This window comes from Nocardioides phosphati (assembly GCF_014646375.1).
Taxonomy (GTDB): Bacteria; Actinomycetota; Actinomycetes; order Propionibacteriales; family Nocardioidaceae; genus Nocardioides; species Nocardioides phosphati.
On record NZ_BMNI01000001.1, the window covers coordinates 359,192 to 369,748 of the forward strand.

14 protein-coding genes are annotated in these 10,557 nt (G+C 72.7%); 9 read left to right on the plus strand and 5 right to left on the minus strand.

Annotated features, from left to right (window positions below):
• Positions 1-12: 12 nt before the first annotated feature.
• Positions 13-255, minus strand: coding sequence for a mycoredoxin (locus tag IEX47_RS01705; protein ID WP_229662538.1), 243 nt, complete (start codon positions 253-255; stop codon positions 13-15).
• Positions 256-343: 88 nt separating this feature from the next.
• Between IEX47_RS01705 and IEX47_RS01710 the strand changes: the two genes are divergently transcribed.
• The 4 genes from IEX47_RS01710 to IEX47_RS01725 all read left to right on the plus strand — a co-directional run bounded on the left by IEX47_RS01710 (position 344) and on the right by IEX47_RS01725 (position 3,340).
• Positions 344-2,395 (plus strand): ATP-dependent DNA helicase UvrD2, encoded by a 2,052-nt coding sequence (locus IEX47_RS01710; RefSeq protein WP_188782250.1) that lies wholly within the window; start codon positions 344-346, stop codon positions 2,393-2,395.
• A gap of 178 nt (positions 2,396-2,573) precedes the next feature.
• The gene (locus IEX47_RS01715) at positions 2,574-2,735 is read left to right on the plus strand and encodes a hypothetical protein (RefSeq protein WP_188782251.1); all 162 of its coding nucleotides are present in this window, start codon (positions 2,574-2,576) and stop codon (positions 2,733-2,735) included.
• 111 nt (positions 2,736-2,846) lie between these two features.
• A complete protein-coding gene (locus IEX47_RS01720) occupies positions 2,847-3,128 on the plus strand; it encodes a WhiB family transcriptional regulator (RefSeq protein ID WP_107699031.1) in 282 nt (93 codons plus the stop codon).
• Positions 3,125-3,340 carry a hypothetical protein gene (locus IEX47_RS01725; RefSeq protein WP_188782253.1) on the plus strand — a complete coding sequence of 72 codons (216 nt, stop codon included), beginning with the start codon at positions 3,125-3,127 and terminating at the stop codon, positions 3,338-3,340. The genes IEX47_RS01720 and IEX47_RS01725 overlap by 4 nt, the downstream gene beginning before the upstream one ends.
• Before the next feature lie 12 nt (positions 3,341-3,352).
• Here IEX47_RS01725 and IEX47_RS01730 read toward each other — a convergent pair whose 3' ends face one another.
• Complete coding sequence (locus tag IEX47_RS01730; RefSeq protein ID WP_188782255.1) at positions 3,353-4,315, minus strand: hypothetical protein; 963 nt, start codon at positions 4,313-4,315, stop codon at positions 3,353-3,355.
• A 138-nt stretch (positions 4,316-4,453) separates the two neighbouring features.
• Positions 4,454-4,612: a DUF5679 domain-containing protein gene (locus tag IEX47_RS01735; protein WP_188782256.1), complete on the minus strand. Its 159-nt coding sequence runs from the start codon at positions 4,610-4,612 to the stop codon at positions 4,454-4,456.
• Positions 4,613-4,761: 149 nt separating this feature from the next.
• Between IEX47_RS01735 and IEX47_RS01740 the strand changes: the two genes are divergently transcribed.
• The 4 genes from IEX47_RS01740 to IEX47_RS01755 all read left to right on the plus strand — a co-directional run bounded on the left by IEX47_RS01740 (position 4,762) and on the right by IEX47_RS01755 (position 8,109).
• Positions 4,762-5,565: an enoyl-CoA hydratase/isomerase family protein gene (locus IEX47_RS01740; protein WP_188782257.1), complete on the plus strand. Its 804-nt coding sequence runs from the start codon at positions 4,762-4,764 to the stop codon at positions 5,563-5,565.
• A gap of 302 nt (positions 5,566-5,867) precedes the next feature.
• Positions 5,868-6,920, plus strand: a complete 1,053-nt coding sequence (locus IEX47_RS01745) for a PHP domain-containing protein (RefSeq protein WP_188782258.1) — start codon at positions 5,868-5,870, stop codon at positions 6,918-6,920.
• An 18-nt stretch (positions 6,921-6,938) separates the two neighbouring features.
• Positions 6,939-7,460 carry a M48 metallopeptidase family protein gene (locus IEX47_RS01750; protein WP_188782259.1) on the plus strand — a complete coding sequence of 174 codons (522 nt, stop codon included), beginning with the start codon at positions 6,939-6,941 and terminating at the stop codon, positions 7,458-7,460.
• A gap of 58 nt (positions 7,461-7,518) precedes the next feature.
• The gene (locus IEX47_RS01755; RefSeq protein WP_188782260.1) at positions 7,519-8,109 is read left to right on the plus strand and encodes a hypothetical protein; all 591 of its coding nucleotides are present in this window, start codon (positions 7,519-7,521) and stop codon (positions 8,107-8,109) included.
• 36 nt (positions 8,110-8,145) lie between these two features.
• Here the strand turns inward: IEX47_RS01755 and IEX47_RS01760 are convergent, their stop codons facing one another.
• On the minus strand, positions 8,146-8,724 hold the full coding sequence (locus IEX47_RS01760) for an NUDIX hydrolase (RefSeq protein ID WP_188782261.1): 579 nt from the start codon (positions 8,722-8,724) through the stop codon (positions 8,146-8,148).
• Positions 8,721-10,055, minus strand: coding sequence for a zinc-dependent metalloprotease (locus tag IEX47_RS01765; RefSeq protein WP_188782262.1), 1,335 nt, complete (start codon positions 10,053-10,055; stop codon positions 8,721-8,723). Before IEX47_RS01765 ends, IEX47_RS01760 begins: the two co-directional genes overlap by 4 nt.
• Before the next feature lie 24 nt (positions 10,056-10,079).
• Between IEX47_RS01765 and IEX47_RS01770 the strand changes: the two genes are divergently transcribed.
• The gene (locus IEX47_RS01770; RefSeq protein WP_188782263.1) at positions 10,080-10,556 is read left to right on the plus strand and encodes a molybdenum cofactor biosynthesis protein MoaE; all 477 of its coding nucleotides are present in this window, start codon (positions 10,080-10,082) and stop codon (positions 10,554-10,556) included.
• Position 10,557: the final 1 nt, after the last annotated feature.

Genomic DNA, 10,557 nt, shown 5'->3' on the forward strand with positions numbered 1-10,557 from the left:
GGGAGAGGCGGCTCAGAGCGAGGCGAGCTTCGCCTTCACCTGCGCGAGCGAGGGGTTCGTCTGCGCCGAGCCGTCGGCGTACACGAGGGTGGGGACGGTCTGGTTGCGACCGTTGACCTGCATGACGGTGACGGCGGCGTCCTCGTTCCGCTCGATGTCGATGACCTCGTAGGCGATGCCCTCGCGGTCGAGCTGGCTCTTCAGGCGGTGGCAGTAGCCGCACCACTGGGTGCTGTACATCGTGACGGCGCTCATGGCCTGCACAACCGGGGCCCGCCCCCGTGCATTCCCGCCTGTGTACGCCGCTCGGCCGGTGTCGGTGGGGGCCTCTAGTCTTGCCGCCATGCTTCGATCCGACCTGGGTGGCGACCTGCTCGCAGGACTCGACCCCGAGCAGAGGCGCGTCGCCGAGGCGCTGCGGGGCCCGGTGCAGGTGCTGGCCGGTGCCGGCACGGGCAAGACCCGCGCGATCACGCACCGCATCGCCCACGGCGTCGCCGAGGGGGTCTACCAGCCGACCGAGGTCCTGGCCGTCACGTTCACGACCCGCGCCGCGGGGGAGATGCGCACCCGTCTGCGCGACCTCGGCGCGCCCGGGGTCCAGGCGCGCACGTTCCACGCCGCTGCGCTGCGCCAGCTGCGCTACTTCTGGCCCGCGATCCACGGCACCGACCTGCCGCAGCTCACCGAGTCGAAGCTCGGCCTGATGGCCCAGGCGGTCCGCCGGCTCCGGATCAACACCGACCAGGGCCTGCTGCGCGACCTCGCCAGCGAGATCGAGTGGGCCAAGGTCAGCAACGTGAGCCCCGACGACTACGTCTCGGTCGCGCCTGCGCGGGGCCGCGAGGTCAACGGCGCCGACGCCTCGACGGTCGCCCACGCCTACGCCTCCTACGAGGACGTGAAGCGCTCGTCGGGCCGCATGGACATGGAGGACGTCCTCCTGCTCACCGCCGGGCTCCTGGCCGACGACGAGCGGGTGGCCGCACAGGTGCGGCGGCAGTACAAGTTCTTCGTCGTCGACGAGTTCCAGGACGTCTCGCCGCTCCAGTCGACGCTGCTCGACCTCTGGCTCGGTGGCCGCGACGAGCTCTGCGTCGTCGGCGACCCGGCGCAGACCATCTACAGCTTCGCCGGTGCCGACGCCGACTTCCTGCGCAACTTCCCCCAGCGCTTCCCGGGCACGACGAAGGTCGAGCTGGTCCGCAACTACCGCTCCACCCCCGAGGTCGTCGCGGCGGCCAACGGCCTGCTGGCCGGCACCAGTTCGCGCGGCGTCGACCTCCGCGCGCAGCGCCCGTCCGGCGCGAGCGTCCGCTACCTCGAGTACGACGACGAGGTCGCCGAGGCCGAGGCCGTCGCCGCCGAGATCGCGAAGCTCGTCGCCGACGGCACCCCGGTCAGCGAGATCGCCGTGCTCTTCCGCATCAACGCCCAGTCCGAGGCGTTCGAGGACGCCCTCGCGGCGCGCAACGTGCCCTACGTGATCCGCGGTGCGGCGCGCTTCTTCGACCGCCAGGAGGTCCGCCAGGCGATCACCCTGCTGCGCGGCACCGCCCGGTCCCAGGGCGACCCCGACGACCTGGTCGACGCGGTGAAGGGCACGCTCTCGGGCCTCGGCTGGGCCCCGGAGCCGCCCTCCGCCCGCGGCAGTGCCCGCGACCGATGGGAGTCGCTGCAGGCGCTCGTCTCGCAGGCCGAGGCCTACGCCGTCGAGCACCCGGGCCGCCTGGGCGACTTCGTCGACGACCTCGACCGCCGCGCCTCCGAGCAGCACGCCCCGGTCGCCGGCGGTGTCACCCTGGCGACGATGCACGCGGCCAAGGGCCTCGAGTGGGACGCCGTCTTCGTCTGCGGCGTCCAGGAGGGCTCGCTGCCGATCACGTTCGCGAAGACGCCGCGCGAGATCGAGGAGGAGCGCCGGCTGCTCTATGTCGGCCTCACCCGCGCCCGGCTCCACCTGCGGGTCAGCTGGGCGGCTGCGCGCAATCCCGGCCAGCGGCGCAGCCGCAAGCCGTCGCGCTTCCTCGACGGCCTCCGGCCCGAGGGCTCCTCGACCAGCAACCGCTCCAGCGTCACCGGCGCCCGCCGGGCGCAGCACTGCCGCACCTGCGGCAAGCCGCTCTCCAGCGCGGGGGAGCGCAAGACCGGCCGCTGCGAGGGCTGCCCGGCGGCCTACGACGAGGCGCTGTTCGAGCGCCTCAAGGTGTGGCGCCTCGAGCGGGCGGCGGAGGCCAAGGTGCCGGCGTACGTCGTCTTCACGGACAAGACCCTCGAGCTGATCGCCGAGCACCGGCCCGACGGCCCCGGCGCGCTGCTGCGCATCGCCGGCATCGGCGCCAAGAAGGCCGAGCAGTACGGCGAGGACGTCCTCGCCATCGTCGCCGCGGAGTGACGCAGACGACCTCGGCGTGAGGCCGAGCCGGCGTCCAGAGGCGTTTGGCAGCATTTCGACGACATTCGTCAATAAATGGTTTGCCCCTTACAAGTGGGGCACGTTACGGTCGTCTGCAAGGCGACCGAAACGTCGCCGTCCGCATCAGACCCGAGACACCCGAAGGAGGTGGACCCCCATGGAGATCACGACCACGTTCGCCACGTGCGCCGTACAGCTGCGTCGTCTCGCCATGCCGTCCGCCGCTGCCTTCGGTGGCACGCGTGGCTGGCTCGACGCCCCGCGCAACGCCAAGCACAACGTCCCGGGTGTTCCGGTCTGGAGTCCACCGCACTGCTGAGTCAGTGCCGGCGCTCTCCAGGCCGCGGAACCCGAAACCCGGGTTCCGCGGCCTTCTTCATTTCTCAGACCACCCAGGACCCACCGGTCCACACCCAGGAGGTGAACACAGATGACCACCAGCGTTCTCGAGCGCAGCACCGCACAGCTGGTCGACGACGAGTTCCCGTGTCACGTCAATGACCCGGAGCTCTTCTTCGCCGAGCAGCCGGGCGATGTCGAGTACGCCAAGGCCCTCTGTCAGTCGTGCCCGATCCAGGCCGCCTGCCTGGCCGGCGCACTCGAGCGGCGCGAGCCGTGGGGCGTGTGGGGCGGTGAGCTCTTCCTCCAGGGAGTGGTCATCCCGCGCAAGCGCCCTCGCGGACGTCCGCGCAAGGACGCGGTGGCGGCATGACCCCGCCCACCGCGGCCGTCCTCCCACCCGAAGTCGAACGGAGCACCGAGATGTACGTCCAGTCCCACCTTTCGGCGCGCGAGATCGCCATGGTGCGTCGCGCCGAGGCCGAGCGAGAACGCCGTGGCCAGCTGCTCAGCCGGGCCGTCCGCCTGGGCCTCAGGGCCGAGCGCGCAGCGTACGACGCACGCCGCGTCCTCGCCCGCCTGTGAGATCCGGAGCCGTCACGCGGTCCTGAGGTTGCTGCTGCAACCGCAGGCCGCGTGGCGGCTCCACGTCATTCGGGGGAGCGAGAGGGCGGGGTCGACCTCGATGGTCGTCGACCAGGTCGCCGGCTGGCGCACGTCGGCCCAGCGGGTCAGGTCGCGGGCGAGGAGCCCGGTGGCCAGGGTGACGAGGTCCGCGGGCACCGGCGGCGGCAGGCCCCAGAGTGGGCGGGAGGCCCCGGCGTACTGCTCCAGCACGAGGGCGTGGCGCGGGTCGCGCTCGGCTGCGAAGGCGTCGAGGCAGCGCTGGCAGGCGGTCAGCCCCGGATGGACGAACGGTCCGATCCGGACGTGGCCTTCGCAGACCACGAGCACCACGTGCGGCCGCTCGGCGGCCACGAGGTCGTCGAGCAGGCTCCGGTCGGGCTCGCCCTCGGTGAGGACAGCGACCACGTCGGCGCGGCCGGCGCGGTCGTTGCGCACCGTGGCGAGGCCGGCCATCTGCAGGAGCCCCTCCAGCTGTGCGGCTGCGTCGGACAGCCCGGCGGTCGACAGGCCGATCCGCACGGAGCGCCGCCGGTCCAGGAGGGGGAGCGCCTCGTCGCCGTCCTCGGCGACGAGCGCGGAGCGGGCCGCTGCGGCGGGGCCGTCGAGCCGGTGGAGCGCCGAGCACCAGGCGCCGGCGTCGACGACGAGCCCGCGCGCGAGGAGCAGGTCGCACGCGTGGCGCGCTGCGGGCGTCAGGTGGGCGGGCGGTGGCGGTGGCTGGCCGTCGTCAAGCCCGCGCAGGACCAGGCGCACCGACGGGTCGTCGGGCAGCACGACGGCGCGATCGGCGCCGAGGCCGACCTGCAGCTCCGTGGCCGACCTCCGCACCACCCGTACGCCGGGGCGAAGCGCGACGCGCGCGGGGAAGCCCGGGTGGGGTGTGGCCTCGGGCTCCGCCAGGTGCGGGCTCTGCGGGTCGGGATCGTGCGGCATGCCCGCAGGCTGCCACGGCGCCCAGCCACCCGGCGTACGTCCTCCACAGGCTCGTCGCGGCCGCCGGAGAATGACACGACCCCCGGTCCGTGAGGACCGGGGGTCGAAGTCAGAGTGCGGCAGTGCCGCGCGCCGGACTCAGGCCTTGCCGAGGATCCGGTTCAGGTTGGTCGAGCAGACCGGGCAGACGGCCTTGGCCATCTTGGTGCCCTTCTCGTTGACACGGATCTCGCCCGTGGCCTCGCGCTTCTCCTTGCACTTCACGCAGTAGAACTCGCCGCTCCAGGACTCAGCCATGACGGCCTCCTCATTCTTTTCGTTCAGTCGTCACGGCGGGGAGGGTGGGGAAGCCCGCCGGGGATGCGCGCGAAACACCGCGCAGCCACCGCGACCCTAGACCACGCCTGAGCGTGAATGTGGGAGGCGCCACGCCGTAGGGTGCCGCCATGTCTTCCGCGCCTGAGAGCCTCGCCCACCTCCGGATCGAGCGACCCGTCGACGGAGTCGTCGTGCTGACCCTCGACAACCCCGACCAGATGAACGCCATGTCGGACGAGATGACCGCCTCCTGGCGCGACGCGATCGCGTCGCTCAAGGGCGACGGGTCCGTGCGCTGCGTCGTGGTGACCGGAGCCGGGCGTGCGTTCTCGGCGGGCGGCAACACCACCTGGCTGGCCGAGAGCGGCGCGCTGCCCACGCCCGCGCTGCGCGACCAGATGCTCACCTTCTACCGGACCTGGCTGGCGATCCGTGAGCTCGAGGTGCCGACGATCGCGGCGGTCAACGGCGCCGCGGTGGGCGCCGGGCTCGGCATCGCTCTCGCCTGCGACATCCGGTACGCCGCCGCCGGCGCCAAGCTGGGTGCCTCCTTCGTGAGGCTCGGACTCCACCCGGGCATGGGCATCTCGTACCTCCTGCCGGAGGTCGTCGGCGACGCGGCTGCCCGCGACCTGCTGCTCACGGGCCGTCTCGTCGAGGCAGACGAGGCACTCCGGCTCGGCCTCGTCTCGCGGGTGGTCGAGCGCGAGGGCTTCCTCGACGAGGTGCTCGCGACGGCTGCGCAGGTGGCCGCCAATGCGCCCCTCGCCACGCGCTACACGAAGGCCACGCTGCGTCGCCAGCGCACGTCGCTCGACGAGACCCTGCAGGTGGAGGCGCTCGCGCAGCCGATCACCTTCGGCACCGAGGACCTGCAGGAGGGCATCGCCGCCGTCCAGGCGCGTCGGGCGCCCTCCTTCACGGGGAAGTAGGCCGGACGTAGCGGAGGCCCCCGGGCCTCGCACCGCAGCGCCTGCCTTCCCCTTGCCTGCGCGGCGGCGGAGCCCGGAGGCCTCGCATGGGTACGACGCTAGGAGCCGTGTGCGCGAGGGTCAATGCCGCGAGAGCGATCGCTACGCACAGCCTGTGGACAAAGGTGTGGAGAAGCTGTTGAACCCGTGCGGTTGACTGTGGAACGACTCGGGACGAGCCTGTGGGCGACACGCCCGGGACACGGCGTACGCGCCGAGGTGACCAGCGGGAACCCGGTTCCCCAGCCTGTGGAGGAGAAGAAGTGAGCGCACCCGAGCCCTGGACGGGCGGTCCGGTCGCCGCGCTCCGCCGGATCGGGTTCCTCCTCGAGCGTGGGCGCGAGGACACCTTCAAGGTGAAGGCGTTCCGGTCGGCCGCCGCCACGCTGCTCCCGCTGCCCGCCGACGAGGTGGCCGCGATGGCCGCCGCGGGCACGCTGACGACGCTCTCCGGCGTGGGCCCGGCCTCGGCCAAGGTGATCGAGCAGGCGGTCCGGGGCGAGAAGCCCGACCGCCTCGTCGACCTCGAGGAACGCCACGGGGGACCGCTGGTCGACGGGGGAGACGCGCTGATGGCGCAGATCCGCGGCGACCTGCACAGCCACTCCGACTGGTCCGACGGAGGATCGCCGATCGAGGAGATGGCGATCACCGCGATGGAGCTCGGCCGGGAGTACCAGGTGCTCACCGACCACTCGCCGCGCCTGCGCATCGCCAACGGGCTCTCCGCGGAGCGCCTCGCGCGCCAGCTCGACGTCGTCGACGCGGTCAACGCGCACCTCGCCGGCTCGTTCACCCTGCTCAAGGGGATCGAGGTCGACATCCTCGACAACGGCGCGCTCGACCAGACCGACGAGATGCTCGCGCGCCTCGACGTACGTGTCGCGAGCGTGCACTCCAAGCTCGCGATGGACCGCGACGCGATGACCCGGCGCATGGTCAACGCGGTACGCAACCCGTTCACGAACGTCCTGGGCCACTGCACGGGACGGCTCGTCACCGGCGGGCGCGGCACGCGCCCGCAGTCGGAGTTCGACGCCCGCGCGGTCTTCGAGGCCTGCGTGGAGAACGGCGTCGCGGTCGAGATCAACGCCCGACCGGAGCGCCGCGACCCGCCGACGAAGCTCCTCGAGCTGGCCCGCGACATCGGCTGCGTCTTCTCCATCGACTCCGACGCCCACGCTCCCGGGCAGCTCGACTTCCTCGCGTACGGCGCGGCCCGCGCCGAGGCCGCCGGCGTCGACCCCGATCGCATCGTGACCACCTGGCCCGTCGAGCGGCTGCTGGAGTGGGCTGCGCCACGTTCGGGCGCCTGAACGCTACGGTGCCTGTCCATGGGGACTCCTGAGGTCGAGGTACGCCGCTCCAAGCAGCGACGCCGCACGATCCAGGCGCGCCTCGAGGGCGACCGCATCATCGTGATGATCCCTGCGGCCTACACCAAGGCCCAGGAACGCAACGCGGTCGAGCAGATGGTCGCCAAGCTCCTCGCCCGCGCACCCCGTCGCCGTCCCTCTGACGACGAGCTCGTGAAGCGTGCGAAGCAGCTCTCCGACACCTACCTCGGCGGCCTGGCGCGACCGGAGTCGGTCCGCTGGGTCACCAACCAGCGCTCCCGGTGGGGCTCCTGCACGCCGGGTGAGCGCACGATCCGCCTCTCCGAGCGCCTCCAGGGCATGCCCGGCTGGGTCGTCGACTACGTGCTGATCCACGAGCTGGCGCACCTCATCGAGCCCAGCCACAGCGACGAGTTCTGGGCCTGGGTCCACAACTTCCCCCAGGCGGAGAAGGCCAAGGGCTACCTCGAGGGCTACTCCGCGGGTGCCCGGCTCGAGCCCACCCACGACGCGGACTGACGCGTCTGGCTGTGGAGGACCGGTCGCCTCCGGCCGTACGCCGCGGCACCGTGGGCGCATGCGCCCACCCGAGGATCCGTTCCTGCGCCCCGACTCCGTCCGCTACGAGGACATCGTGGCCGACGGCTTCGTCGAGCTCCTGCGGACGCGTGGCGTCGACGGGCTGACGATGAAGGGCCTCGCGTCGTGGATGCGGGTGACCCCGTCGGCTGTGACGCACCGGGGCAGGTGGCCGGCGACCGTCGAGCTCTTCGTGGCTGCTCTCCTACGACGGTGGGTGCAGTGGAGCATTGCCGGTCTGCGGCGGGTGCCGGCTGTTCCGTCGGTGCCGTTGACGGCGGTTGAACGTCACGGTGTGCGCTGCTGGCACGTCGCCCACGAGCTCGCGCGGACGGAGGCGGCCGCCGGGCGTCCGGCTGCGCTCGTGGCGTGGCAGGAGGCCATGGAGGTCGAGGAGGAACACCTGCTGGAGTGGTGGCTCTCGACCCCGCGCGCGGGCGGCTCCTTCGACCGGTTCCGGCTCGTGCTCGGTGGCACTCGCCTGGCGCTGGCGATGGACCCGACGCTCCCGGCCTCGGCGGGCGCAGAGGCGGTCCGGATCGCGGCCTCAATCGAAATTGAGTCGGATGGCAGCCTCAATTCGAATTGAGGACACCGCGGGCCGCCTCCCGGCGGGCAGGACGGCTCAGAGACCGAGGCGGGCCTTCGCAAGGGCCACGAGCTCGACCATGTCCTCGTCCTGCGTCGGCAGCGCGTCGGCCGGCCACCAGCGGACGTCGAGCGACTCCTCGCTGACCGCGTGAGCAGCGCCCTCCGGCGCCACCGCCACGAAGCGGACGTCGAGGTGGTGCACCTGCCGGCCAGGGTCTCCGCCGGACTCGGCGTCCGTCAGGGGACCGCCGCAGAACGGGACGGCGTGCTCGGAGAGCTGGACCGGCACCGGGTCGAGGACGAGTCCAGCCAGACCGGACTCCTCGCGCGCCTCCCGGAGAGCCGCGTCGGCCAGCGTGGCGTCCCCCGGCTCGCAGTGCCCGCCGAACTGGAACCACGCCTGTGCCTTCGCATGGAGCGTCAGGAGCACGGAGGAGCCGTCGGCGGAGAGGACGAGCGTCGAGGCGGTGAGGTGGTCGGGCCGGCAGGCACGGGTCATCGCGTCAGGGCGCGCGGCGAGGACAGACACATAGCGCTCCTGGAGCTCCCTCTGCGCCGCGCCGGGCGCGTTCCAGTCCGCGAGCACACGGCTCGCGTCGGCGTGCAGGCTCACACGCCCGGCTCGCCCGAACCGTCCGGCTCGCCGGAGCCGCCGGTGTCAGGTCCGTCGAGCAGCTGCTGCAGTGCGGCGTCGAACTCCTCGGCGGACATCTCGCCGCGGGGCATGTCGAGGCCCTCGCGGAAGCCGAGCGGGTCGTCGAGGTCGTCGGCGGTGGGGAGCAGGTCGGGGTGGAGCCAGACCGCGTCGCGGGCCTCGACACCCTGGCGGGCGCGGAGCGAGCCCCACAGGGTCGAGGCGTCGCGGAGGCGGCGCGGGCGGAGCTCGAGGCCGACGAGGGCGGCGAAGGTCTCCTCGGCAGGACCGCCGGCGGCGCGGCGGCGGCGTACGGCCTCGTGGAGGCGGGCGGCCGACGGCATGCGGTTGGCGGTGGCCTGGCCGACGACCTCGTCGACCCATCCCTCGACGAGGGCGAGCGTGGTCTCGAGCCGCTGCAGCGCAGCCTCCTGGGCAGGGCTCTTGGTCGGCGCGAAGAGGCCGCCCTCGAGCGCCGACTGGATCTCCTCCATGTTGGAGGGGTCGAGGCTCCGGAGCTGCTCCTCGATGCCGGCGGTGTCGATGCTGATGCCGCGGCCGTAGTCGGCGACGGCGGTGAGGAGGTGCTCGCGCAGCCACGGGACGTGGGCGAAGAGGCGCTGGTGGGCGGCCTCGCGGAGGGCGAGGTAGAGCGTCACGTCCTCCGCGGGCACGTCGAGGCCCTCGGCGAACGCCGCGATGTTGGCCGGCAGGAGAGCCGCGCGGCCGGTCGGGCCGAGCGGCAGGCCGATGTCGGAGGCGGTGAGCACCTCGGAGGCGAGGCCGCCGATCGCGGTGCCGATCTGGCTGCCGAAGAGCGCGCCACCCATCTGCGTGAGCATGCCGAGGAACGGGCCGGCCATCGCCTTGGCCTCACCCGGAAGCGCAGCTCCCATGGCACCGACGACGTGCTCGGCGACCGGCTCGACCAGGCGCTGCCAGACCTCGCGGGTCGACTCGATCCACTCGGCCCGGCTCCACGCGGCAGTGGAGGTCACGCCACTGGAGAAGTCGGTGGCCTCGTCGAGCCACAGGTCGGCCAGGCGTACGGCGTCGGCGACGGCGTTCGTCTGTGCGGAGTCCGGCGACGGGTCGGGCGAGGCCGCAACGGTCTTGCGGGCGAGGTCGGTCGCGAGCTGCCAGTTCACCGGGCCGTCGAACGGCTGCATCATCGCCTGGACCTGGCTGAACAGGGCGCCCAGGTCGGGCATGCCCTGCGCGCCCATCGAGCCGAATAGCTGCTCGAAGGGAGTGCCCTGGAAGGGGTTCTTCGGGTCGTCCTGATCGCCCTGGCCGGGGGTGTCGTTCATGCCGATCACGGTACCCTTCCGCGCATGACCGACAGGACCGAGGACCAGGGGGTCCTCCGGCTGGTGGCGATCCGCGAGACGCCCCTCGACGTCGCCGAGGTCCTCGCCGCGCTCGACGACGAGGCCGCCGGCGGGCTCAACCTCTTCATCGGCCGCGTGCGTGACCACGACCGCCGCGGCGGCTGCGGCGACGCGGCGTACGGCGAGAGCCAGGCGGTCACCGGGCTCGACTACTCGGCGCACCCGACCGCGATCGACCGGCTCCACCAGGTGTGCGAGCAGGTGGCCGCGCGACACGACGTGAAGGCGCTGGCCGCCGTCCACCGGGTCGGCGAGCTGGCCATCGGCGACACGGCGGTGATCGTGGCGGCGGCCGCTGCGCACCGGGGCGAGGCCTTCGCGGCGACCCGCGACCTGATCGACACGCTCAAGGCCGAGGTGCCGATCTGGAAACACCAGCGCTTCGCCGACGGCTCGGATGAGTGGGTCGGCACCCCCTGAC